We start from the raw sequence: 24,077 nt of genomic DNA, 5'->3' as shown, positions 1-24,077 counted from the left end.
GACTCCGTTACTTGTCAGCAACCTTGACAGTGATATGGCAAGACCGCTTGACGATGCGATCAGCACGGCCTTTGGCACGTGGCATGATGCGCTTCAGCGAACGCCCTTCGTTGACGAAAACGGTGGAGACCTTGAGGTCATCAACGTCTGCGCCTTCGTTATGCTCGGCGTTGGCTACGGCCGACTCCAGCACTTTCTTGATGATCTCGGCGGCTTTCTTACTGCTGAAAGCCAACAGGTTGAGCGCTTCGCCCACCTTCTTCCCGCGGATCTGGTCGGCGACCAAGCGGGCTTTCTGGGCGGAGATTCGAGCGCCCGACAACTTAGCGGCTACTTCCATCGTTCCTTACCCCTTAACGCTTGGCTTTCTTGTCTGCCACGTGCCCACGATAAGTGCGGGTACCGGCAAACTCGCCTAGTTTGTGGCCGACCATGTCTTCGTTCACGAGAACAGGAACATGCTGACGACCGTTATGCACAGCAATGGTCAAACCGACCATTTGTGGCAGGATCATAGAACGGCGCGACCAGGTCTTAACTGGTTTGCGATCGTTCTTTTCCGCCGCCACTTCGATCTTCTTCAGTAGGTGAAGATCAATAAAAGGACCTTTTTCAGAGAACGTGGCACTGTCGTATCCCTCTATTTACTTGCGACGACGGACGATCATTTTGTCGGTACGCTTATTACCACGAGTCTTCGCGCCCTTAGTCGGGAAGCCCCACGGCGATACCGGATGACGACCACCAGAGGTACGACCTTCACCACCACCATGTGGGTGGTCAACCGGGTTCATGGCAACACCACGAACGGTTGGGCGAACGCCACGCCAGCGTTTGGCACCAGCTTTACCCAGCGAACGCAGGCTGTGCTCGGAGTTCGAGACCTCACCCAGAGTTGCACGGCATTCAGCCAGAACTTTACGCATCTCACCGGAGCGAAGACGCAGAGTCACGTAGACACCTTCACGAGCGATCAGCTGTGCAGACGCACCAGCAGAACGAGCGATCTGAGCACCTTTACCCGGCTTCAGTTCGATGCCGTGAACGGTGGAACCTACTGGGATGTTACGCAGCTGCAGAGCGTTGCCTGGCTTGATTGGAGCCAAAGCGCCCGCGATCAGCTGGTCGCCAGCACTCACGCCTTTAGGCGCGATGATGTAACGACGCTCGCCGTCTGCGTACAGCAGCAGTGCGATATGAGCAGTACGGTTTGGATCGTATTCAATGCGCTCGACAGTGGCAGAGATGCCATCCTTGTCGTTACGACGGAAATCGACCAAACGATAATGCTGCTTATGACCACCACCGATGTGACGAGTAGTGATGCGGCCATTGTTGTTACGACCACCAGTCTTCGATTTTTTCTCGAGCAGCGGTGCGTGAGGAGCGCCTTTATGCAGCTCCTGGTTGACCACCTTGACCACAAAACGGCGGCCAGGGAAGTCGGTTTGCATTTAACGATTGCCATGATGCACCCCTTCCTTACTCAGCACTGCTGCTGAAATCGAGATCTTGGCCTGGCTGAAGGGAGATAACCGCCTTCTTCCAGTCATTACGCTTGCCCAGACCGCGAGCAGTGCGCTTGGTCTTACCCATGACATTCAGGGTAGTGACACGCTCTACTTTCACGCTGAACAGGCTTTCGACGGCCTTCTTGATTTCCAGCTTGGTTGCATCAGTAGCAACCTTGAAAACGAACTGACCTTTTTTGTCTGCCAGAACCGTAGCCTTCTCGGAAACGTGCGGGCCAAGCAGAACTTTAAATACGCGTTCCTGGTTCATCCCAGCAGCTCCTCGAATTTCTTCACGGCCGACACAGTGATCAACACCTTGTCGTATGCGATCAGACTAACTGGATCGGAACCTTGAACATCACGCACGTCAACGTGCGGCAGGTTACGAGCAGCCAGGTACAGGTTCTGATCAACAGCGTCCGACACGATCAAAACGTCGGTCAGGCTCATGTCGTTCAGTTTGCCCAGCAGATCTTTGGTTTTCGGCGATTCAACAGCGAAATCCTGAACCACGACCAGACGATCAGTACGAACCAGTTCAGCAAGGATGGAGCGCAGTGCAGCGCGGTACATCTTCTTGTTGAGCTTCTGAGAGTGATCCTGAGGGCGTGCTGCGAAAGTGGTACCGCCGCCGCGCCAGATCGGGCTACGGATAGTACCGGCACGAGCACGACCAGTACCCTTTTGACGCCAAGGGCGTTTACCGCCACCGGATACGTCAGAACGGGTCTTTTGCTGCTTGCTGCCCTGACGACCGCCAGCCATGTAGGCCACGACTGCCTGGTGAACCAGCGTCTCGTTGAATTCGCCGCCAAATGTCAGTTCGGAAACTTCGATCGCTTGAGCGTCATTTACATTTAATTGCATGTCAGCTTCCCCTTAACCGCGAGCCTTGGCTGCTGGACGTACAACCACATTGCCGCCAGTAGCGCCAGGAACAGCACCCTTGACCAACAACAGATTGCGTTCAGCGTCCACGCGCACTACTTCCAGGGACTGCACGGTCACGCGCTCAGCGCCCATATGACCGGACATTTTTTTGCCCTTGAATACACGACCAGGAGTCTGGCACTGGCCGATAGAGCCCGGGACGCGGTGGGACACGGAGTTACCGTGAGTATTATCTTGACCACGGAAATTGTGGCGCTTGATAGTACCTTGGAAGCCTTTACCCTTGGACTGACCGGTAACATCTACCATCTGGCCAGCAGCAAAGATTTCTGCATTGATCAGGTCGCCAGCCTTGTATTCGCCTTCTTCAAGACGGAATTCCAAGACGGTACGACCAGCGGCAACGTTCGCTTTAGCGAAGTGACCTGCCTGAGCAGCAGTCACACGGGAAGCACGACGCACGCCGACAGTGACTTGCACTGCACGATAGCCATCGACTTCTTCGGTTTTGAACTGGGTGACGCGATTCGGCTCGATCTCAATGACCGTGACCGGAATGGAGACACCTTCTTCGGTGAAAATACGGGTCATACCGCATTTACGACCGACTACACCAATAGTCATGTTGTAAACCTCATGAGTGTACGGGGCTTTCACCCGCTATGGCCGCCCATTTCAGAGCGTTACACGACTAAGACCCGAGTCTTAGCCGAGGCTGATCTGTACTTCCACACCTGCCGCAAGATCAAGCTTCATCAGCGCATCAACGGTTTTATCCGTTGGCTGGACGATGTCCAGAACACGCTTATGAGTACGGATCTCGTACTGGTCGCGCGCGTCTTTGTTGACGTGCGGAGAAACCAGAACAGTGAACCGCTCTTTACGGGTAGGGAGTGGAATCGGACCACGCACTTGAGCACCAGTACGTTTCGCGGTTTCCACGATTTCCTGGGTGGATTGGTCGATCAGGCGATGGTCAAAAGCCTTCAACCTGATACGGATTTGCTGATTTTGCATTGGATTTCAGACTCCAGGCTACTTCCCACCGAGCGCAATACGCCCGTTTAAAGGAGGCGCAATTCTATAGACGAGCTAACAGAGTGTCAACCCAATAAAAAAGCCCCCGCAAGCGGGGGCTCTTTTGAAGATCATCGCTTACGCGATGATTTTGGCTACGACGCCAGCGCCGACGGTACGACCGCCTTCACGGATAGCGAAACGCAGACCGTCTTCCATTGCGATTGGCTTGATCAGGGTAACGGAAACTTTAACGTTATCACCTGGCATAACCATCTCAACGCCTTCCGGCAGTTCGCAGCTACCAGTTACGTCGGTAGTACGGAAATAGAACTGCGGACGGTAGCCTTTGAAGAAAGGAGTGTGACGACCGCCTTCTTCTTTGCTCAGAACGTAGATTTCAGCTTCGAACTGAGTGTGCGGCTTGACGGTACCTGGCTTGACCAGAACCTGGCCACGCTCAACGTCGTCACGCTTGGTGCCGCGCAACAGAACGCCACAGTTCTCGCCAGCACGACCTTCGTCGAGCAGCTTACGGAACATTTCAACACCGGTGCAGGTGGTGACGGTAGTGTCACGCAGACCAACGATTTCCAGTGGATCTTGAACCTTGACGATACCGCGCTCAACACGACCAGTCACAACAGTACCGCGACCGGAGATCGAGAATACGTCTTCGATTGGCATCAGGAACGGCTTGTCGACAGCACGCTCTGGCTGAGGAATGTAGCTGTCCAGAGTTTCAACCAACTTCTTGACGGCAGTGGTGCCCATCTCGTTGTCGTCTTTGCCTTCCAACGCCATACGGGCGGAGCCGATGATGATTGGAGTGTCGTCGCCCGGGAAGTCGTAAGTGCTCAGCAGATCGCGCACTTCCATCTCAACCAGTTCCAGCAGCTCAGCGTCGTCTACCAGGTCAGCCTTGTTCAGGAAGACCACGATGTACGGAACGCCTACCTGACGGGACAGCAGGATGTGCTCACGAGTTTGTGGCATCGGACCATCAGCAGCCGAACAAACCAGGATAGCGCCGTCCATCTGCGCAGCACCAGTGATCATGTTCTTCACGTAGTCGGCGTGACCTGGGCAGTCAACGTGTGCGTAGTGACGCACAGACGAGTTGTACTCAACGTGAGCAGTGTTGATGGTGATACCGCGAGCCTTCTCTTCTGGTGCGCTGTCGATCTTGTCGAAGTCAACACGAGCCGAACCGAAAACTTCGGAGCAAACACGAGTCAGAGCAGCGGTCAGCGTGGTTTTACCGTGGTCAACGTGACCGATGGTGCCAACGTTGACGTGAGGAAGGGAACGATCAAATTTTTCTTTAGCCACGACAAATAACTCCTAGCCTAAAGGCGCTGAATCAGCCTTGTTTTTTGGTTACAGTTTCGACGATGTGCGACGGAGCTGTATTGTATTTTTGAATTCCATAGAGTAGCTTGCGCGACCCTGAGACATGGAGCGAACGTCGGTCGCATAACCGAACATCTCACCCAACGGAACCTCGGCACGAATTACTTTACCGGAGACCGTATCTTCCATACCCAGAATCATGCCGCGACGACGGTTAAGGTCGCCCATGACATCACCCATATAGTCTTCAGGCGTAACAACCTCTACAGCCATGATCGGCTCAAGCAACTCACCGCCGCCCTTTTGGGCCAGCTGCTTGGTCGCCATGGATGCAGCCACCTTAAACGCCATCTCGTTCGAGTCGACGTCGTGGTAAGAACCATCAAACACGGTAGCCTTCAGGCCGATCAGCGGATAGCCGGCAACAACGCCGTTCTTCATCTGCTCTTCAATGCCCTTCTGGATAGCCGGGATGTATTCCTTAGGAACCACACCACCCACTACTTCGTTCACGAATTGCAGACCTTCCTGACCTTCGTCAGCAGGTGCAAAACGGATCCAGCAGTGGCCGAACTGACCACGACCGCCGGACTGGCGAACGAACTTGCCTTCGATTTCACAGTTCTTCGTGATGCGCTCACGATACGAAACCTGAGGCTTACCGATGTTGGCTTCGACGTTGAACTCACGGCGCATCCGGTCAACCAGGATGTCCAGGTGCAGCTCGCCCATGCCAGAGATGATCGTTTGACCAGTCTCTTCATCAGTTTTGACGCGGAAAGACGGGTCTTCCTGAGCGAGCTTGCCCAGTGCGATACCCATTTTTTCCTGGTCATCCTTGGTTTTAGGCTCAACGGCAACCGAGATAACCGGCTCCGGGAAGTCCATCCGAACCAGGATGATTGGCTTGTCAGCGTTGCACAAGGTTTCACCGGTGGTGACGTCCTTCATGCCGATCAGGGCCGCGATGTCGCCAGCGCGCACTTCCTTGATCTCTTCGCGAGCGTTTGCGTGCATTTGCACCATACGACCCACGCGCTCTTTCTTGCCCTTGACCGAGTTGATCACGCCGTCGCCGGATGCCAACACGCCCGAGTAAACACGGACGAACGTCAAGGTACCCACGAATGGGTCTGTAGCGATCTTGAACGCCAGAGCCGAGAACGGCTCGTTGTCGTCCGCATGACGCTCCATTTCTTCTTCCTCGTTATCAGGATTGGAACCCTTGATAGCAGGAATGTCGACTGGAGCCGGCAGGTAGTCGATCACAGCGTCGAGAACCAGGGGAACACCCTTGTTCTTGAAGGAAGAACCGCAGACAGCAAGGACGATCTCACCAGCAATAGTACGCTGACGCAGAGCAGCCTTGATTTCCTCGTTGGTGAGCTCTTCACCCTCAAGGTACTTGTTCATCAGTTCTTCGTTGGCTTCGGCAGCAGCCTCGACCATGTTGCTGCGCCATTCGTTAGCCAGTTCCTGCAATTCAGCAGGGATAGGCTTGCGAACAGGGACCATGCCCTTGTCAGCATCGTTCCAGTAGACCGCTTCCATGGACATCAGATCGATCTGACCCTGGAAGTTGTCTTCAGCACCGATAGCCAACTGAATCGGCACCGGGGTGTGACCCAGACGCTGCTTGATCTGAGCAATTACGCGCAGAAAGTTTGCGCCGGCACGGTCCATTTTGTTCACGTAAACGATACGTGGAACACCGTACTTGTTGGCCTGACGCCATACGGTTTCGGACTGAGGTTCTACGCCCGAGGTACCACAGAAAACCACGACCGCACCGTCGAGTACACGCAGGGAACGCTCAACTTCAATGGTGAAGTCTACGTGGCCCGGAGTGTCAATCACGTTGAAACGATACTGGTCTTTGTGCTGCTTCTCGGAACCCTGCCAAAAGGCAGTAATAGCAGCAGAAGTAATGGTAATACCACGCTCCTGCTCCTGAACCATCCAGTCGGTGGTCGCGGCGCCATCATGCACCTCGCCCATCTTGTGGCTTTTACCGGTGTAAAAAGGACGCGCTCGGTGGTGGTGGTTTTACCAGCATCCACGTGAGCAACGATACCAATGTTACGGTAACGGTTGATCGGTGTAGTACGAGCCATAAAGCCCTCGCAAAATTAGTGACGCTGAAATTAGAAGCGGTAGTGCGAGAAAGCTTTGTTGGCTTCAGCCATACGGTGCACGTCTTCACGCTTCTTGACCGCAGCACCTTTACCTTCGGCGGCGTCCAACAGTTCGCCAGCCAAACGCAGAGCCATAGACTTCTCACCGCGCTTGCGCGCGAAGTCTACCAGCCAACGCATTGCCAGAGCATTACGACGGGACGGGCGAACTTCGACCGGAACCTGGTAAGTAGCACCGCCTACACGGCGCGACTTCACTTCGACCAGCGGAGCGATGGCGTCGAGAGCTTTCTCGAAGATTTCCAGGGGATCGGAGTTCTTGCGTTCTTTAACCTTTTCCAGCGCGCCATAAACGATACGCTCGGCAACGGCTTTCTTGCCGCTTTCCATAACGTGGTTCATGAACTTAGCCAGAATCTGGCTGCCGTATTTTGGATCGTCAAGCACTTCGCGCTTGGCTGCTACGCGTCTTCTTGGCATGGATAAGCCCTCAAACGGTCTTCAGGTTCGCTCGGAATCAGCACCTACTGGCGCCTCCGACCTTACTCTTATCGACTCAGAAAATAAGATGATTCAGTTTTTACAAAAAGCCGCTACTACTTAGGCTTCTTGGTACCGTACTTCGAACGACCCTGGTTACGACCTTTGACACCGGAGGTATCCAGCGAACCGCGAACGGTGTGGTAACGAACACCTGGCAAGTCTTTTACACGGCCGCCGCGAATCAGTACGACGCTGTGCTCTTGCAGGTTGTGGCCTTCACCGCCGATGTACGAGGAAACCTCGAAACCGTTGGTCAGACGCACACGGCAGACTTTACGCAATGCCGAGTTAGGTTTTTTCGGCGTAGTTGTATACACGCGAGTGCACACACCACGACGCTGCGGGCAGTTCTGCAGCGCAGGTACGTCGGATTTCTCGACGATACGCTTACGCGGCTGACGTACCAGCTGGTTGATAGTTGCCATCTACTAGCTCCACTGTTGTCTTGCGACGCTATTGTCTTACAAGAAAAGCAAAATGGCAGGACATACGTCCCGCCAGATTTAGGGGTACAAGAGTCTAAAGAGGATCCTGCCCCCAGTCAAGGCAAAGCCCCGATGTCCACAGCCACCGCCAACCCATCGAAACCGGGTGTGACCAATGACCATGAAAACCGGGGCCCTACTCTCAATTACTGCTTGAGTTCAACGCTTCGGTCAGCGCGGCTTCAACTTCGCTCGCACTTACACGCATCGGCTTGTCAGCTTCACGACGACGCTTGCGCTCGCTGTGATATGCCAGACCGGTACCTGCTGGGATCAGACGACCCACGACCACGTTTTCCTTCAGGCCGCGCAGATAATCGCGCTTGCCGGTAACCGCCGCCTCGGTCAGTACGCGAGTGGTCTCCTGGAAGGAGGCCGCCGAGATGAACGATTCGGTGGACAGCGAGGCCTTGGTGATACCAAGCAACACACGAGTAAATTTCGAAACAAATTTCTCGTCGGCCGCCAGGCGCTCGTTTTCAACCAGTACGTGCGTCAACTCCATCTGGTCACCCTTGATGAAGCTCGAGTCGCCCGACTCAGCAATCTCGACTTTACGCAGCATCTGACGAAGGATCGTCTCGATGTGCTTGTCGTTGATCTTCACGCCTTGCAGGCGGTAAACGTCTTGAATCTCGTTAACGATGTATTTCGCCAGAGCGCTGACACCCAGCAGACGCAGGATATCGTGCGGATCGCTAGGACCGTCGGAGATAACCTCACCACGGCTGACCTGCTCACCTTCGAAGACGTTGAGGTGACGCCATTTTGGAATCAGCTCTTCGTACGGATCGGTACCATCGTTTGGCGTGATAACCAGACGGCGCTTGCCTTTGGTCTCTTTACCGAACGCGATCGTACCGCTGACCTCGGCCAGGATCGATGCTTCCTTAGGGCGACGCGCTTCGAACAAGTCGGCAACACGCGGCAGACCACCGGTGATGTCACGGGTCTTGGACGTCTCTTGCGGGATACGGGCGATAACATCACCGACACCCACTTGCACACCATCCGCAACACCGACGAGGGCGTTAGCGGGCAGGAAGTATTGAGCAGGTACGTCAGTACCTGGCAGCAACAGATCCTTGCCATCCACACCAACCATCTTGACCGCAGGACGAATGTCTTTGCCTGCTGCAGGACGATCCTTGGCATCAAGTACTTCGATGTTGGTCAGACCGGTCAATTCATCGGTCTGGCGCTTGATCGTAATACCTTCCTCCATGCCCACGTAGGTCACGGTACCTTTCATCTCGGTGACGATTGGGTGAGTGTGCGGATCCCACTTGGCCACGATGGACCCTGCGTCGACCTTGTCACCTTCCTTCACCAGAATCACGGCACCATACGGCAGCTTGTAACGCTCGCGCTCACGCCCGAATTCGTCGGCAATTGCCAGCTCACCGGAACGCGAAACCGCGACGAGGTGGCCATCAAGGCGCTCAACGTGCTTCAGGTTGTGCAGACGAACGATACCGCCGTTCTTCACCTGAACACTGTCCGCAGCAGAAGTACGGCTTGCCGCACCACCGATGTGGAATGTACGCATGGTCAGCTGGGTACCCGGCTCACCGATCGACTGTGCAGCGATAACACCGACAGCTTCACCGATATTCACCTGGTGACCGCGCGCCAGATCTCGGCCATAACACTTGGCGCAGATACCGAAACGGGTTTCGCAGCTGATTGGAGAACGCACGATGACTTCGTCGATGCTGTTCAGCTCGATGAATTCAACCCACTTCTCGTCAACCAGCGTGCCGCCTGGAACGATGACGTCTTCAGTGCCAGGCTTGAATACGTCACGGGCGATCACTCGACCCAATACGCGCTCGCCCAACGGCTCGACGACATCACCGCCTTCAATGTGCGGTGTCATGACCAGACCGTGCTCGGTACCGCAGTCAACCTCGGTAACGACCAGATCTTGTGCAACGTCTACCAGACGACGAGTCAGGTAACCGGAGTTCGCGGTTTTCAACGCGGTATCCGCAAGACCCTTACGAGCACCGTGAGTCGAGATGAAGTACTGAAGTACGCTCAGACCTTCACGGAAGTTCGCAGTGATCGGCGTCTCAATGATCGAGCCATCCGGCTTGGCCATCAGACCACGCATACCTGCCAGCTGACGAATCTGTGCAGCGGAACCCCGCGCACCAGAGTCGGCCATCATGTACATCGAGTTGAAGGATTCCTGGTCAACGGTCTCACCATGACGGTCGACAACCTTCTCTTTGGAGAGGTTCGACATCATCGCTTTCGAGACTTCGTCGTTGGCCTTGGACCAGAGGTCGATCACCTTGTTGTACTTCTCGCCCTGGGTAACCAGGCCTGAGGCGTACTGACTTTCGATCTCTTTCACTTCATCGGTCGCTGCGTCGATGATGCGAGCTTTTTCATCAGGGATAACGAAGTCGTTAACGCCGATGGAAACACCCGAGATCGTCGAGTAAGCAAAACCGGTGTACATCAACTGGTCAGCGAAGATAACGGTCTCTTTCAGGCCAACCACGCGATAGCACTGGTTGATCAGCTTGGAGATCGCCTTCTTCTTCATCGGCTGGTTGACGACGTCATATGACAGGCCGGCCGGAACCACCTGAAACAGCAACGCACGGCCAACGGTTGTGTCGACGATACGAGTGTTCTTGACGCTGCCACCGTCACGATCATTGACCGTTTCGTTGATGCGCACTTTTACTTTCGCATGCAGTGCGGCTTCGCCAGCACGGAACACACGGTCAACTTCCTGCAGATCCGCAAACACACGACCTTCGCCTTTGGCGTTGATCGCTTCACGGGTCATGTAGTACAGACCCAATACAACGTCCTGCGAAGGAACGATGATTGGTTCACCGTTAGCCGGGGACAGAATGTTGTTGGTCGACATCATCAGCGCACGGGCTTCGAGCTGAGCTTCCAGCGTCAGCGGCACGTGAACGGCCATCTGGTCACCGTCGAAGTCGGCGTTGTATGCCGCACAGACCAGCGGGTGCAGCTGGATCGCTTTACCTTCGATGAGAACCGGCTCAAACGCCTGAATGCCCAGACGGTGAAGCGTCGGCGCACGGTTCAGAAGCACTGGGTGTTCGCGAATCACTTCGGCGAGAACGTCCCAGACTTCTGGCAGCTCGCGCTCAACCATTTTCTTGGCAGCTTTGATGGTGGTTGCGAGACCACGCATTTCGAGCTTGCCGAAAATGAACGGCTTGAACAGCTCCAGTGCCATCTTCTTCGGCAGACCGCACTGGTGCAGACGCAGGGTCGGACCTACGGTAATCACCGAACGGCCAGAGTAGTCAACACGCTTACCGAGCAAGTTCTGACGGAAACGGCCCTGCTTACCCTTGATCATGTCAGCCAGGGACTTCAGAGGACGCTTGTTCGAACCAGTAATGGCACGACCGCGACGACCGTTATCGAGCAGCGCATCGACAGCTTCCTGCAGCATGCGCTTTTCGTTACGCACGATGATGTCAGGAGCAGACAGATCAAGGAGGCGCTTCAAACGGTTGTTACGGTTAATCACCCGACGATAGAGATCGTTGAGGTCAGAGGTCGCAAAACGACCACCGTCCAGTGGAACCAGTGGACGCAGGTCTGGCGGCAGAACCGGCAGAACGGTCAACACCATCCACTCTGGAAGGTTGCCGGAACCCTGGAAGGCTTCCATCAGCTTCAGGCGCTTGGACAGCTTCTTGATTTTGGTTTCGGAGTTGGTTTGCGGAATCTCTTCGCGCAGACGGCCAATCTCGTGTTCCAGATCAATAGCGTGCAGCAGCTCACGGACAGCCTCGGCACCCATACGGGCGTCGAAGTCATCACCGAACTCTTCGAGGGCTTCGAAGTACTGCTCGTCGTTCAGCAGTTGCCCTTTTTCGAGCGTGGTCATGCCCGGATCGATAACGACATAGCTCTCGAAGTAGAGAACGCGTTCGATATCACGCAGGGTCATGTCCATCAGCAAGCCGATACGGGACGGCAGCGACTTCAGGAACCAGATGTGAGCGACCGGCGATGCCAGTTCGATGTGAGCCATGCGCTCACGACGGACTTTGGCCAGTGCGACTTCAACGCCACACTTCTCGCAGATGACGCCACGATGCTTCAAGCGCTTGTACTTACCGCACAGGCACTCGTAATCCTTGACCGGGCCAAAGATTTTGGCGCAGAACAGGCCGTCACGCTCGGGTTTGAACGTACGGTAGTTGATGGTTTCCGGTTTTTTAACTTCACCGAACGACCACGAGCGGATCATCTCAGGCGATGCCAATCCGATGCGGATGGCGTCGAACTCTTCGACTTGACCCTGGTTTTTCAGCAAATTCAGTAGGTCTTTCAAGGCCTTTCCTCCTGGCGGAGCAGAGGGCAGTCATACCGACCCACCCTCGATTCGCGTCACGTGTTATTCGGTTTCCAGATCGATATCGATACCGAGCGAACGGATTTCTTTGATCAACACGTTGAAGGACTCGGGCATGCCCGGCTCCATACGGTGATCGCCGTCCACGATGTTCTTGTACATCTTGGTACGGCCGTTCACGTCGTCCGACTTCACTGTGAGCATTTCTTGCAGAGTGTACGCCGCGCCATATGCTTCCAGCGCCCAGACTTCCATCTCCCCGAAACGCTGACCACCGAACTGAGCCTTACCACCCAGCGGCTGCTGGGTAACCAGGCTGTACGAACCAGTGGAACGCGCGTGCATCTTGTCGTCCACCAAGTGGTTCAGCTTCAGCATGTACATGTAGCCGACGGTGACCGGACGCTCAAACTTGTTACCGGTACGGCCGTCGAACAGCTGCATCTGGCCACTGTCCGGCATGTCCGCCAGGCGGAGCATTGCCTTGATTTCGGATTCCTTGGCCCCGTCGAATACCGGGGTAGCCATCGGAACGCCGCCACGCAGGTTCTTCGCCAGATCCAGAATTTCCTGATCAGAGAGGTCTTCAAGATTTTCCTGACGGCCGCCAATCTCGTTGTAGATCTCGTTCAGAAACTTGCGCAGCTCAACAACTTTACGCTGCTCTTCAAGCATGCGGTTGATCTTCTCGCCCAACCCTTTAGCCGCGAGGCCCAGGTGGGTTTCGAGAATCTGACCAACGTTCATACGCGAAGGTACACCCAACGGGTTGAGGACGATATCTACCGGCGTACCGTTGGCATCGTGAGGCATGTCTTCAACCGGCATGATCACGGAGACCACACCTTTGTTACCGTGACGACCGGCCATCTTGTCGCCCGGCTGGATGCGGCGGCGGATCGCAAGGTAGACCTTGACGATCTTCAGCACGCCTGGAGCAAGGTCATCGCCCTGCTGCAGCTTGCGCTTCTTGTCTTCGAACTTGTCGTCCAGCAGACGGCGGCGATCAACAATGTACGCCTGAGCTTTCTCGAGCTGCTCGTTCAGCGCATCTTCGACCATGCGCAGCTTGAACCACTGACCGTGTTCCAGACCGTCCAGAACTTCGTTGGTGATTTCCTGCCCTTTTTCAGGCCGGCACCACCTTCAGCGGTACGACCTACCAGCGCAGAACGCAGACGCTCGAAGGTTGCGCCTTCAACAATGCGGAACTCTTCGTTCAGATCCTTGCGGATCTCGTCGAGCTGGCTCTTCTCGATGGACAGCGCACGAGCATCACGCTCAACGCCATCACGAGTGAAGACCTGAACATCAATGACGGTGCCTTTGGTACCAGTAGGTACGCGCAAGGAGGTGTCTTTAACGTCGCTGGCTTTCTCACCGAAGATTGCGCGCAGCAGCTTCTCTTCTGGAGTGAGCTGGGTCTCGCCCTTGGGAGTGACCTTACCTACCAGAATGTCGCCAGCGCCTACTTCCGCGCCAACATAAACGATACCGGCTTCGTCCAGCTTGTTCAGTGCCGCTTCACCCACGTTAGGGATGTCAGCAGTGATCTCTTCAGGCCCGAGCTTGGTATCACGCGCCACACAGGTCAGTTCCTGAATGTGGATCGTGGTGAAGCGGTCTTCCTGAACAACACGCTCGGACAGGCAGATGGAGTCTTCGAAGTTGAAGCCGTTCCACGCCATGAACGCGATGCGCATGTTCTGGCCCAGCGCCAGCTCACCCATATCGGTGGACGGGCCGTCAGCCATGATGTCACTGCGCTGAACGCGATCACCCTTGCTCACCAGCGGACGCTGGTTGATGCAGGTGTTCTGGTTCGAACGTGTGTACTTGGTCAGGTTGTAGATGTCGACACCGGCTTCGCCTGTCTCGACTTCGTCATCTGCAACACGAACCACAATACGGCTGGCATCTACTGAGTCGATCACACCGCCACGACGGGCTACGACGCAAACGCCGGAGTCACGCGCAACGTTGCGCTCCATGCCGGTACCTACCAGCGGCTTGTCAGCGCGCAGCGTTGGTACAGCCTGACGCTGCATGTTCGAACCCATCAACGCACGGTTGGCGTCGTCGTGCTCAAGGAACGGGATCAGCGATGCTGCAACCGATACAACCTGCTTCGGCGAAACATCCATCAGGGTGACGTCTTCCGGCGCCTTGACGGTGAACTCGTTCAAGTGACGAACAGCGACCAGCTCGTCAACCAGGATCTTCTTGTCGTTCATTGCAGCAGAAGCCTGGGCAATGACGTGATCCGCTTCCTCAATAGCCGAGAGGAAAACGATTTCGTCAGTTACCAGAGCGTCTTTAACCACACGATACGGGCTCTCGAGGAAGCCGTACTGGTTGGTGCGCGCATAAGCAGCCAAGGAGTTGATCAGACCGATGTTCGGACCTTCCGGCGTTTCAATCGGGCATACACGACCGTAGTGAGTCGGGTGTACGTCACGAACTTCAAAGCCAGCACGCTCACGCGTCAGACCACCAGGGCCGAGTGCAGAGACGCGACGCTTGTGAGTGATCTCGGACAGCGGGTTGTTCTGGTCCATGAACTGGGAAAGCTGGCTGGAGCCGAAGAACTCTTTCACCGCTGCCGCAACCGGCTTGGCGTTGATCAGGTCCTGAGGCATCAGGCCTTCGCTTTCCGCCATCGACAGACGCTCTTTAACCGCACGCTCAACACGCACCAGACCTACACGGAACTGGTTCTCGGCCATCTCGCCTACGCAACGAACGCGACGGTTACCGAGGTGATCGATGTCATCGACGATGCCTTTACCATTACGGATGTCGACCAGGGTCTTCAGCACTGCAACGATGTCGTCTTTGTGCAGGACGCCCGAACCTTCGATCTCGGTACGACCGATACGACGGTTGAACTTCATCCGACCTACAGCCGACAGATCGTAGCGCTCTGGGCTGAAGAATAGGTTGTTGAACAAGGTCTCGGCGGCATCCTTGGTAGGTGGCTCGCCAGGACGCATCATCCGATAGATTTCGACCAGGGCTTCAAGCTGATTGCCGGTCGAGTCGATCTTCAGGGTGTCGGAGATGAAAGGACCGCAGTCGATGTCGTTCGTGTACAGCGTCTCGATACGGACAACCTGAGCCTTGGCAATTTTTGCCAGGATCTCGGTGTTCAGCTCGGTATTGCACTCGGCAATGATTTCCCCGGTCGCAGGATGCACAATCGCTTTGGCGCTGGTGCGACCGATGACGTAGTCGAGCGGAACTTCAAGGGTCTTGATGTTCGCTTTTTCGAGCTGGTTGATGTGGCGAGCCGTGATACGACGGCCTTGCTCAACAATCACCTTGCCCTTGTCGTCCAGAATGTCCAGAACGGCAATTTCGCCACGCAGGCGCTGAGGCACCAACTCCAGATTCAGGTTCTCGCCCTGAACGTGGAATACGTTGGTGGTGTAGAAGGCATCCAGCACTTCTTCTGTGGTGTAACCCAGCGCACGGAGCAGAACCGATGCAGGGAGTTTGCGGCGACGGTCGATACGTACGAAGACACAATCCTTCGGATCGAATTCGAAGTCCAGCCACGAACCACGGTAAGGAATGATGCGAGCCGAGTACAACAGTTTGCCAGAACTGTGCGTCTTGCCGCGGTCGTGGTCAAAGAACACGCCCGGAGAACGGTGCAGCTGGGAAACGATCACTCGTTCGGTACCGTTGATAACGAAGGTACCGTTCTCAGTCATCAGGGGATTTCACCCATGTAGACTTCTTGCTCTTTGATGTCCTTGATCGCTTTATTCGACGATTCTTTGTCGAAAATGATCAGGCGTACTTTTACCCGCAAAGGTACGGCGTACGTCACACCGCGGAGCACGCATTCCTTGACATCAAAAGCCGGTTCGCCCAGACGATAACCCACATACTCCAAAGCAGCATTGCCGGAGTAGCTGATGATCGGGAAAACAGATTTGAAGGCCGCATGCAGGCCCACGTCGCGGAACTGATCTTTAGTCGCTCCCGCTTGCAAGAATTCACGATACGAATCCAGCTGGATGGCCAGGAGGTAAGGCACATCCATGACGTCCGGCAACTTGCTAAAGTCCTTGCGGATACGTTTTTTCTCAGTATATGAGTAAGCCATCAGCGTTCCCCAGCTTGGTCACCTGCTTGTTTGGCTCCTCCCGACGGGAGCAGCCAGAAAAATCTTGCGAACCCCATGGTTCGCGCCACCGTTCAAGGTGGGTAGATCACGTAATCAGCGCTAACCGAATCAGCTGCCAACAACGGAAAAAGGCCGGTGGCAGAAGCCACCAGCCATCAGCCTTTCGCTTAACGCTTGGGCTGGAAACGCAAAGTCGATGCTTACTTCAGCTCGACTTTAGCGCCTGCTTCTTCCAGAGTAGCCTTGGCTTTGTCAGCAGCGTCTTTAGCTACTGCTTCCAGGACCATTGCTGGAGCGCCGTCAACGACTGCCTTGGCTTCTTTCAGGCCCAGACCGGTCAATTCACGAACTGCTTTAATGACGTTAACTTTCTTCTCGCCAGCTTCCAGCAGCATGACGTTGAATTCGGTTTGCTCTTCAACAACGGCAGCAGCAGCGGCTGGGCCAGCGGAAGCAGCGGCAGCGCTAACACCGAATTTTTCTTCGAATGCTTTGATCAGCTCTACAACCTGCAGAACGGACATTTCAGCTACGGCGTTGAGGATATCGTCTTGAGAGATAGACATGACTCTAATTCCTGAATTGGGGGACGGCCTACGCGACCATCGAAATAAACAAAAATACGCGAGAGGAAGTGCCTGCCCTTAGGCTGCAGCGGCTTCTTTCTGTTCGCGGATGGCCGCCAGAGTACGAGCGAGCTTGCTGGTAGCGCCTTGAATCACGCTCATCAGCTGCGAAATCGCTTCGTTGCGGGTCGGCAATGTTGCCAGTACGTCGATCTGATTAGGTGCGAGGAACTTGCCCTCGAACGCAGCTGCCTTGATCTCGAACTTATCCTGACCTTTAGCGAACTCTTTGAACAAACGGGCAGCAGCGCCTGGGTGTTCATTGGAGAACGCGATCAAGGTCGGGCCAGTGAACACGTCGTTGAGGACACTGTACTCAGTGTCAGCAACGGCGCGCTTGAGCAGAGTGTTACGTACGACACGCACGTATACGCCAGCTTCACGAGCCTCTTTACGGAGTCCGGTCATCGCGCCTACTGTCACACCGCGGGCATCAGCCACAACAGCAGACAGAGCGTTTTTGGCAGCCTCGTTGACTTCAGCGACGATGGCCTTCTTGTCTTCGAGTTTAATTGCCACGGGTTTAACTCCTGCTTGTTACCGTTTCATCTGACCTGAGTCGGATGTCGTTTTGGTGTCTGATTCGGTAAAGAACCGGGAGCACCATCTGCGTAGGCTTGAGGTTTAAGGCTTTCGCCGCCTACGGTCTTGGATAGCCCCCGCCAGGCAGGGACCCCAATTTTCGCAATGGCACGGTTGCCCGCGCCATGCCAGTCTTACGCGTCCAACGAACCCTGGTCGATGACCAAGCCTGGGCCCATAGTGGTGCTCAGTGTTACGCGCTTAACGTAGATACCTTTCGAAGAAGCAGGCTTGATACGCTTCAGATCGGCGATCAGCGCTTCAACGTTCTCACGCAGCTTGTCTGCATCAAAGCCGACCTTGCCAACGGAGGTGTGGATAATGCCGTTTTTGTCGGTGCGATAACGAACCTGACCAGCCTTGGCGTTTTTCACGGCAGTGGCTACGTCTGGAGTAACGGTACCGACTTTAGGGTTAGGCATCAGGCCGCGCGGGCCGAGGATCTGACCCAACTGACCAACAACACGCATGGCATCCGGGGATGCAATAACGACGTCATAGTTCAGATCGCCGCCCTTCATTTCAGCAGCCAAGTCGTCCATACCAACGCGATCAGCGCCGGCAGCCAGAGCGGCTTCAGCAGCTGGACCTTGAGTAAATACTGCGACACGAACGGTCTTGCCAGTCCCGTGCGGCAGCACGGTAGCGCTACGTACGACCTGGTCGGATTTACGAGGATCAACACCGAGGTTCACAGCAACGTCTACAGACTCACTGAACTTTACAGTCGACAACTCAGCCAGCAGAGCAGCCGCTTCGTTGAAGTTATAAGATTTGCCAGCTTCGACTTTCGAAGCGATGGCTTTTTGGCGCTTAGTCAGCTTAGCCATTTACACACCCTCCACGTTAAGGCCCATGCTACGAGCAGAACCGGCGATGGTGCGCACGGCGGCGTCCATATCAGCAGCGGTCAAGTCGGCATTTTTTGCCTTGGCGATTTCTTCCAGCTGGGCACGGGTTACAGTGCCAACTTTTACGGTGTTCGGACGAGCCGAGCCGCTGGTCAAGCCAGCCGCTTTTTTCAGCAGTACCGAAGCCGGGGTGCTTTTGGTTTCAAAGGTGAAGCTGCGGTCACTGTAAACAGTGATGATCACAGGAGTTGGCAGACCTGGCTCAATACCCTGAGTACGGGCGTTGAACGCTTTGCAGAATTCCATGATATTCACGCCGTGCTGACCCAGTGCAGGACCAACAGGCGGGCTTGGGTTAGCCTGAGCGGCTTTCACTTGAAGCTTGATGTAAGCGGTAATCTTCTTGGCCATGAGGCACTCCAATTACGGGTTCTAGCGCCTCGAAAGGCTCCCCGGTTACTTGCGCGTTTATCCCGGTGACGAAAAAACCCCACAGCCCAAGGCTGCGGGGTATGGGATTCTGAGCTCAGTTACGCCTTTTCGACCTGACTGAACTCCAGCTCCACCGGAGTGGAGCGTCCGAAAATGAGCACCGCCACTTGGATCCGGCTCTTCTCGTAATTGACTTCTTCGACAGTACCGTTGAAATCAGCAAACGGACCATCTGTAACACGGACGACTTCGCCCGGCTCGAACAGAGTCTTTGGCTTCGGCTTGTCGCTGCCATCGGCAACACGACGCAGAATTGCCTCAGCTTCTTTATCGGTAATAGGGGCCGGCTTGTCTGCCGTACCACCAATGAAACCCATGACACGAGGAGTGTCCTTGACCAAGTGCCAGGTACCCTCGTTCATGTCCATCTGAACAAGCACATAGCCAGGGAAGAATTTGCGTTCGCTTTTGCGTTTCTGGCCGTTACGCATTTCCACTATTTCTTCAGTAGGGACCAGAATTTCGCCGAAGCCATCTTCCATGCCTGCAAGCTTTACACGCTCAACCAGTGAGCGCATGACATGCTTCTCGTAACCCGAGTAGGCATGCACTACGTACCAACGCTTAGCCACGGGACACCCTTAGCCGACAATCAAGGAAACAAGCCAGCCGAGCAGGGAATCTAAACCCCACAACAGCAGCGCCATGACGAGAACCACTGCAACCACGATCAAAGTGGTCTGGGTAGTCTCTTGACGCGTAGGCCACACGACTTTACGAATCTCAGCGCGAGCTTCTTTGGCCAAAACAAAGAAAGCCTTGCCCCTCCCCGTCTGCAGAGCCACATAGGCTGCCACGGCGGCGATCACAAGCAGGGCAAGAACGCGATACAGGATTGGTTGCGCGGAGTAGTATTGATTTCCAACGACACCCACGACCACCAGAAGCACTACGACAAGCCACTTCACGAGATCAAAACGGGAGTCTTGGGCTTCAGCCTTTGGATTCATCTACTAAAATCCTGTCAAAAGAAAGCCAGATACTTTGGAGAATCTGGCAGGTCAGGAGGGAATCGAACCCCCAACCTACGGTTTTGGAGACCGTCGCTCTGCCAATTGAGCTACTGACCTAAAAGCAAAATCAGGCCGACCATTATGCGGACCTGACAGGAAGATTTCAACAGCAACTCGACTACTGCTATCGTGCAGGCCGATTCACTGCAGCACTACCTCACCAAGAGCTTGAAAACCATGGCATTCGTAGCGCCTAAAACAAAGGCAGATACTCACATATCTGCCTTAGTAATGGAGCTCTTGAGCGGATTTGAACCGCTGACCTCACCCTTACCAAGGGTGTGCTCTACCAACTGAGCTACAAGAGCAAAACACATTGCACAACCAGAAAACCTGGAGCGGGTAGCGGGAATCGAACCCGCATCATCAGCTTGGAAGGCTGAGGTTCTACCACTAAACTATACCCGCTGAGCTTTGCTGCTTACGCTCAAAATATGGTGGAGGGGGAAGGATTCGAACCTTCGAAGTCGTAGACGTCAGATTTACAGTCTGATCCCTTTGGCCGCTCGGGAACCCCTCCTAAGCGAGGCAGCATTCTATATCATGCCACCCTTCTGTCAATCTTTTTCTCAATAAAAACTTGAGGTTACGAGCATTGACCTTCGCCACATCAGTACCTATCAATTGATCTGCACTGCGAAGCGGGCGCCATTCTATTCAAACTAATCTACGGTTGCAATGCCTCACATGACATTATTTCATTTTTTAGCGTGGGAAAATCCCTGCGGAGCTCGGCGATTAGCACATCGCTCACCAGCCGCCTACTCGCAGGCGCAATCTTCAGCCAATACCCGCCGCCTTGATGATCCAGGCGCTCACTCAAGTGAGTGTCAATATCCAATGCAACAAGGCGCTGCTCAAGAAGCGTAATTTCAGCCTGCTTGGGGGTGCCGCCCAGGTAGAGGCATTTCTCTTGGTCTGCGGCGATGCGCGCGTTAGCACGATCCAATCCCGACTCGCTAAGCAGCCGAATATCCTGGCCATATGCTCGATGAGTCAGCAGCGGCTCGACTTCTTTGGGGCGCAGCGGCGCATCCTGCTGATGCCAGACAAAATAAAGACCGTTCAACATGAGCAACAACAAAAATGCCCAAGGCATACCCACCTCATAATCGATATGCATTCGGATGCATGCCTACCTATTAACCCTGATTTCTACCTAATTCTGCTGAAGCCTCAGACTTACCTCCCCCGCTGAAGTGCTCCTCACGGCCGCCTACCTCCAGCCTTAGCGCCCCGTCATCACCAACTCCCAGGACAACGCCCTGAGTGGTCGTTGCGCCTGCAGTGAGAGTTACCACAAGCCCGTGCCATAAGTGCTTCTCCTCCCAATCTCTGCGGTAGGCCGCGAAGCCCTTTTCCTGATGACCAGCAAGATATACGCTGAGATTCCGACTCAACGCACAAGCAACCTTGTTGCGGTCATGGACAAGCCCCAGCTCCAGCGCCAATGAAGTCCAAGCCTGGTCTACGTTAATGGATTCACGCATATTGACGTTGATGCCAATACCAATTATCACATGACATACATTGGCAGGATCGCCGGTTATCTCAAGCAGCACTCCAGCAAGTTTCTTACCGCCGACCAGAATATCATTGGGCCATTTCAGCCCCGCAGTATCGATACCGAGCTCTCTCAGCGTATTTACCACAGCAAGTCCTACTAGAAGACTCAGGCCATCCAGGCGGCGCGTCCCGCCATCCATACGCAAAGCGAGGCTGTAGTAGAGATTTTCAGCGAAAGGACTTACCCAATGACGGCCACGCCTGCCGCGACCAGCCGTCTGTTGCTCTGCGAGAACCAAGCAAGGAAGTTCAGCGTCTGAATTGGCCACTCGCATGGCTTCAGCATTAGTTGAGTCGATCGTTTCGTGAATCCTGCACGCCCAACCCAACCCCATATGCTCACGACGCAGAGCCTTATCATCCAACAATGACAGCGGCGAGGCCAACCGGTAGCCACGACCACGCACCTTGTAAATCTCTATGCCCAGGTCAGCCTGGACCTGCTGTAGCTTCTTCCAGACGGCACTCCGGCTGACACCCAGCGCAAGCCCCAGATCCTCACCGGAGTGAAACGCCCCGTCTTCAAGTAGCTTTAGCAATGTATGCATGAGTCAGAGTGCCTGGCAGTAAGACGCGCATGATAGCCATACAGCTGACCTACGCAAGCGTAAGTTTCAAGGTCCAAGCCGCCGGCAAGGCACCTAGAAGACTGATTAATTGTGAGAGGTGGTTGACAGTTTTCGCGCGCAAAAACAAAACCCCATCTGCTTTCGCAAATGGGGTTTCGGAATTTAATCTTGACGATGACCTACTCTCACATGGGGAAACCCCACACTACCATCGGCGATGCATCGTTTCACTGCTGAGTTCGGGATGGGATCAGGTGGTTCCAACGCTCTATGGTCGTCAAGAAATTCGGGTACTGATTCGTTCTCTCGAACGCTTCAGCAAATCGGGTATGTGATCAAGGTGCAGCTTGTGTGTTCGCAAACTTTCGTCTTCATGCGTCTTCACACACCGCAACCTGCTGTCTCTCTGCAGATTGCTTGGGTGTTATATGGTCAAGCCTCACGGGCAATTAGTATTGGTTAGCTCAACGCCTCACAGCGCTTACACACCCAACCTATCAACGTCGTAGTCTTCGACGGCCCTTCAGGGAACTCAAGGTTCCAGTGAGATCTCATCTTGAGGCAAGTTTCCCGCTTAGATGCTTTCAGCGGTTATCTTTTCCGAACATAGCTACCCGGCAATGCCACTGGCGTGACAACCGGAACACCAGAGGTTCGTCCACTCCGGTCCTCTCGTACTAGGAGCAGCCCCTCTCAAATCTCAAACGTCCACGGCAGATAGGGACCGAACTGTCTCACGACGTTCTAAACCCAGCTCGCGTACCACTTTAAATGGCGAACAGCCATACCCTTGGGACCGGCTTCAGCCCCAGGATGTGATGAGCCGACATCGAGGTGCCAAACACCGCCGTCGATATGAACTCTTGGGCGGTATCAGCCTGTTATCCCCGGAGTACCTTTTATCCGTTGAGCGATGGCCCTTCCATACAGAACCACCGGATCACTAAGACCTACTTTCGTACCTGCTCGACGTGTCTGTCTCGCAGTCAAGCGCGCTTTTGCCTTTATACTCTACGACCGATTTCCGACCGGTCTGAGCGCACCTTCGTACTCCTCCGTTACTCTTTAGGAGGAGACCGCCCCAGTCAAACTACCCACCATACACTGTCCTCGATCCGGATAACGGACCTGAGTTAGAACCTCAAAGTTGCCAGGGTGGTATTTCAAGGTTGGCTCCACGCAGACTGGCGTCCACGCTTCAAAGCCTCCCACCTATCCTACACAAGCAAATTCAAAGTCCAGTGCAAAGCTATAGTAAAGGTTCACGGGGTCTTTCCGTCTAGCCGCGGATACACTGCATCTTCACAGCGATTTCAATTTCACTGAGTCTCGGGTGGAGACAGCGCCGCCATCGTTACGCCATTCGTGCAGGTCGGAACTTACCCGACAAGGAATTTCGCTACCTTAGGACCGTTATAGTTACGGCCGCCGTTTACCGGGGCTTCGATCAAGAGCTTCGCGTTAGCTAACCCCATCAATTAACCTTCCGGCACCGGGCAGGCGTCACACCCTATACGTCCACTTTCGTGTTTGCAGAGTGCTGTGTTTTTAATAAACAGTCGCAGCGGCCTGGTATCTTCGACCGGCATGAGCTTACGGAGCAAGTCCTTCACCCTCACCGGCGCACCTTCTCCCGAAGTTACGGTGCCATTTTGCCTAGTTCCTTCACCCGAGTTCTCTCAAGCGCCTTGGTATTCTCTACCCAACCACCTGTGTCGGTTTGGGGTACGGTTCCTGGTTACCTGAAGCTTAGAAGCTTTTCTTGGAAGCATGGCATCAACCACTTCGTGTTCTAAAGAACACTCGTCATCAGCTCTCGGCCTTGAAATCCCGGATTTACCTAAGATTTCAGCCTACCACCTTAAACCTGGACAACCAACGCCAGGCTGGCCTAGCCTTCTCCGTCCCTCCATCGCAATAACCAGAAGTACAGGAATATTAA

Annotated in this window: 18 protein-coding genes, 4 tRNA genes, 2 rRNA genes and 3 pseudogenes (1 of these 27 cut by a window edge); all 27 read right to left on the bottom strand. The window is 54.7% G+C overall.

Going from position 1 to position 24,077, the window contains the following annotated elements; translation table 11 throughout:
• Nucleotides 1–7: 7 nt before the first annotated feature.
• Complete coding sequence (rplV, locus tag JN403_RS07235) at nucleotides 8–340, bottom strand: 50S ribosomal protein L22 (RefSeq protein WP_003210077.1); 333 nt, start codon at nucleotides 338–340, stop codon at nucleotides 8–10.
• Between the two features lie 13 nt (nucleotides 341–353).
• Entirely contained in the window at nucleotides 354–644 is a 291-nt protein-coding gene (gene rpsS / locus JN403_RS07230) for a 30S ribosomal protein S19 (RefSeq protein WP_141123155.1), read from the bottom strand.
• Nucleotides 645–1,468, bottom strand: a pseudogene (gene rplB / locus JN403_RS07225) (50S ribosomal protein L2).
• Nucleotides 1,469–1,482: 14 nt separating this feature from the next.
• Nucleotides 1,483–1,782, bottom strand: coding sequence for a 50S ribosomal protein L23 (gene rplW / locus JN403_RS07220; protein ID WP_065988457.1), 300 nt, complete (start codon nucleotides 1,780–1,782; stop codon nucleotides 1,483–1,485).
• Nucleotides 1,779–2,381: a 50S ribosomal protein L4 gene (gene rplD, locus JN403_RS07215; RefSeq protein WP_037017717.1), complete on the bottom strand. Its 603-nt coding sequence runs from the start codon at nucleotides 2,379–2,381 to the stop codon at nucleotides 1,779–1,781. The genes rplW and rplD overlap by 4 nt, the downstream gene beginning before the upstream one ends.
• 12 nt (nucleotides 2,382–2,393) lie before the next feature.
• The gene (gene rplC / locus JN403_RS07210; RefSeq protein ID WP_065988459.1) at nucleotides 2,394–3,029 is read right to left on the bottom strand and encodes a 50S ribosomal protein L3; all 636 of its coding nucleotides are present in this window, start codon (nucleotides 3,027–3,029) and stop codon (nucleotides 2,394–2,396) included.
• Between the two features lie 81 nt (nucleotides 3,030–3,110).
• Complete coding sequence (gene rpsJ / locus JN403_RS07205; protein WP_003186070.1) at nucleotides 3,111–3,422, bottom strand: 30S ribosomal protein S10; 312 nt, start codon at nucleotides 3,420–3,422, stop codon at nucleotides 3,111–3,113.
• 138 nt (nucleotides 3,423–3,560) lie between these two features.
• Nucleotides 3,561–4,754 carry an elongation factor Tu gene (gene tuf, locus JN403_RS07200; RefSeq protein WP_024646116.1) on the bottom strand — a complete coding sequence of 398 codons (1,194 nt, stop codon included), beginning with the start codon at nucleotides 4,752–4,754 and terminating at the stop codon, nucleotides 3,561–3,563.
• A gap of 31 nt (nucleotides 4,755–4,785) precedes the next feature.
• Nucleotides 4,786–6,889: pseudogene (gene fusA / locus JN403_RS07195) on the bottom strand (elongation factor G).
• Nucleotides 6,890–6,919: 30 nt separating this feature from the next.
• On the bottom strand, nucleotides 6,920–7,390 hold the full coding sequence (gene rpsG / locus JN403_RS07190; protein WP_002555493.1) for a 30S ribosomal protein S7: 471 nt from the start codon (nucleotides 7,388–7,390) through the stop codon (nucleotides 6,920–6,922).
• Nucleotides 7,391–7,506: 116 nt separating this feature from the next.
• A complete protein-coding gene (gene rpsL, locus JN403_RS07185; protein ID WP_002555494.1) occupies nucleotides 7,507–7,878 on the bottom strand; it encodes a 30S ribosomal protein S12 in 372 nt (123 codons plus the stop codon).
• Between the two features lie 202 nt (nucleotides 7,879–8,080).
• Nucleotides 8,081–12,280: a DNA-directed RNA polymerase subunit beta' gene (rpoC, locus tag JN403_RS07180; protein WP_108121483.1), complete on the bottom strand. Its 4,200-nt coding sequence runs from the start codon at nucleotides 12,278–12,280 to the stop codon at nucleotides 8,081–8,083.
• Nucleotides 12,281–12,343: 63 nt separating this feature from the next.
• A pseudogene (rpoB, locus tag JN403_RS07175) lies at nucleotides 12,344–16,415 on the bottom strand (DNA-directed RNA polymerase subunit beta).
• Nucleotides 16,416–16,636: 221 nt separating this feature from the next.
• The gene (gene rplL, locus JN403_RS07170; protein WP_019409897.1) at nucleotides 16,637–17,002 is read right to left on the bottom strand and encodes a 50S ribosomal protein L7/L12; all 366 of its coding nucleotides are present in this window, start codon (nucleotides 17,000–17,002) and stop codon (nucleotides 16,637–16,639) included.
• 78 nt (nucleotides 17,003–17,080) lie between these two features.
• Entirely contained in the window at nucleotides 17,081–17,581 is a 501-nt protein-coding gene (gene rplJ, locus JN403_RS07165; RefSeq protein WP_065988463.1) for a 50S ribosomal protein L10, read from the bottom strand.
• Nucleotides 17,582–17,778: 197 nt separating this feature from the next.
• Nucleotides 17,779–18,474 carry a 50S ribosomal protein L1 gene (gene rplA, locus JN403_RS07160; RefSeq protein WP_122536823.1) on the bottom strand — a complete coding sequence of 232 codons (696 nt, stop codon included), beginning with the start codon at nucleotides 18,472–18,474 and terminating at the stop codon, nucleotides 17,779–17,781.
• On the bottom strand, nucleotides 18,475–18,906 hold the full coding sequence (rplK, locus tag JN403_RS07155; protein ID WP_037017696.1) for a 50S ribosomal protein L11: 432 nt from the start codon (nucleotides 18,904–18,906) through the stop codon (nucleotides 18,475–18,477).
• Nucleotides 18,907–19,025: 119 nt separating this feature from the next.
• Nucleotides 19,026–19,559 (bottom strand): transcription termination/antitermination protein NusG, encoded by a 534-nt coding sequence (gene nusG / locus JN403_RS07150; protein WP_205486523.1) that lies wholly within the window; start codon nucleotides 19,557–19,559, stop codon nucleotides 19,026–19,028.
• Nucleotides 19,560–19,568: 9 nt separating this feature from the next.
• Nucleotides 19,569–19,937, bottom strand: a complete 369-nt coding sequence (gene secE, locus JN403_RS07145; protein WP_122536821.1) for a preprotein translocase subunit SecE — start codon at nucleotides 19,935–19,937, stop codon at nucleotides 19,569–19,571.
• Between the two features lie 44 nt (nucleotides 19,938–19,981).
• Nucleotides 19,982–20,057 (bottom strand) — tRNA-Trp (locus JN403_RS07140).
• Nucleotides 20,058–20,232: 175 nt separating this feature from the next.
• Nucleotides 20,233–20,308: transfer RNA gene (locus JN403_RS07135), tRNA-Thr, on the bottom strand.
• Nucleotides 20,309–20,334: 26 nt separating this feature from the next.
• A tRNA-Gly gene (locus JN403_RS07130) sits at nucleotides 20,335–20,408 on the bottom strand.
• A gap of 27 nt (nucleotides 20,409–20,435) precedes the next feature.
• A tRNA-Tyr gene (locus JN403_RS07125) sits at nucleotides 20,436–20,520 on the bottom strand.
• A gap of 147 nt (nucleotides 20,521–20,667) precedes the next feature.
• Nucleotides 20,668–21,099, bottom strand: coding sequence for a hypothetical protein (locus JN403_RS07120; protein WP_205487249.1), 432 nt, complete (start codon nucleotides 21,097–21,099; stop codon nucleotides 20,668–20,670).
• A 43-nt stretch (nucleotides 21,100–21,142) separates the two neighbouring features.
• A complete protein-coding gene (gene birA, locus JN403_RS07115; RefSeq protein ID WP_205486521.1) occupies nucleotides 21,143–22,114 on the bottom strand; it encodes a bifunctional biotin--[acetyl-CoA-carboxylase] ligase/biotin operon repressor BirA in 972 nt (323 codons plus the stop codon).
• Nucleotides 22,115–22,301: 187 nt separating this feature from the next.
• Nucleotides 22,302–22,417: ribosomal RNA gene (rrf, locus tag JN403_RS07110) — 5S ribosomal RNA — on the bottom strand.
• 146 nt (nucleotides 22,418–22,563) lie between these two features.
• A 23S ribosomal RNA gene (locus JN403_RS07105) occupies nucleotides 22,564–24,077 on the bottom strand; it runs 1,377 nt beyond the window's last position.

The organism is Pseudomonas sp. 15A4 (assembly GCF_016925575.1).
Classification (GTDB): Bacteria; Pseudomonadota; Gammaproteobacteria; order Pseudomonadales; family Pseudomonadaceae; genus Aquipseudomonas.
This window is presented reverse-complemented; position numbering and strand designations above follow the sequence as displayed.

What these genes read in the sequence shown, in the direction of transcription:
- rpsL (WP_002555494.1), bottom strand. Translation starts at nt 7,878, where the DNA reads ATGGCAACTATCAACCAGCTGGTACGTCAGCCGCGTAAGCGTATCGTC.
- rplA (WP_122536823.1), bottom strand. Translation starts at nt 18,474, where the DNA reads ATGGCTAAGCTGACTAAGCGCCAAAAAGCCATCGCTTCGAAAGTCGAA.
- rplL (WP_019409897.1), bottom strand. Translation starts at nt 17,002, where the DNA reads ATGTCTATCTCTCAAGACGATATCCTCAACGCCGTAGCTGAAATGTCC.
- rplC (WP_065988459.1), bottom strand. Translation starts at nt 3,029, where the DNA reads ATGACTATTGGTGTAGTCGGTCGTAAATGCGGTATGACCCGTATTTTC.
- birA (WP_205486521.1), bottom strand. Translation starts at nt 22,114, where the DNA reads ATGCATACATTGCTAAAGCTACTTGAAGACGGGGCGTTTCACTCCGGT.
- rpsG (WP_002555493.1), bottom strand. Translation starts at nt 7,390, where the DNA reads ATGCCAAGAAGACGCGTAGCAGCCAAGCGCGAAGTGCTTGACGATCCA.
- JN403_RS07120 (WP_205487249.1), bottom strand. Translation starts at nt 21,099, where the DNA reads ATGCCTTGGGCATTTTTGTTGTTGCTCATGTTGAACGGTCTTTATTTT.
- secE (WP_122536821.1), bottom strand. Translation starts at nt 19,937, where the DNA reads ATGAATCCAAAGGCTGAAGCCCAAGACTCCCGTTTTGATCTCGTGAAG.
- rplW (WP_065988457.1), bottom strand. Translation starts at nt 1,782, where the DNA reads ATGAACCAGGAACGCGTATTTAAAGTTCTGCTTGGCCCGCACGTTTCC.
- rplD (WP_037017717.1), bottom strand. Translation starts at nt 2,381, where the DNA reads ATGCAATTAAATGTAAATGACGCTCAAGCGATCGAAGTTTCCGAACTG.
- rplV (WP_003210077.1), bottom strand. Translation starts at nt 340, where the DNA reads ATGGAAGTAGCCGCTAAGTTGTCGGGCGCTCGAATCTCCGCCCAGAAA.
- rplK (WP_037017696.1), bottom strand. Translation starts at nt 18,906, where the DNA reads ATGGCCAAGAAGATTACCGCTTACATCAAGCTTCAAGTGAAAGCCGCT.
- rpsJ (WP_003186070.1), bottom strand. Translation starts at nt 3,422, where the DNA reads ATGCAAAATCAGCAAATCCGTATCAGGTTGAAGGCTTTTGACCATCGC.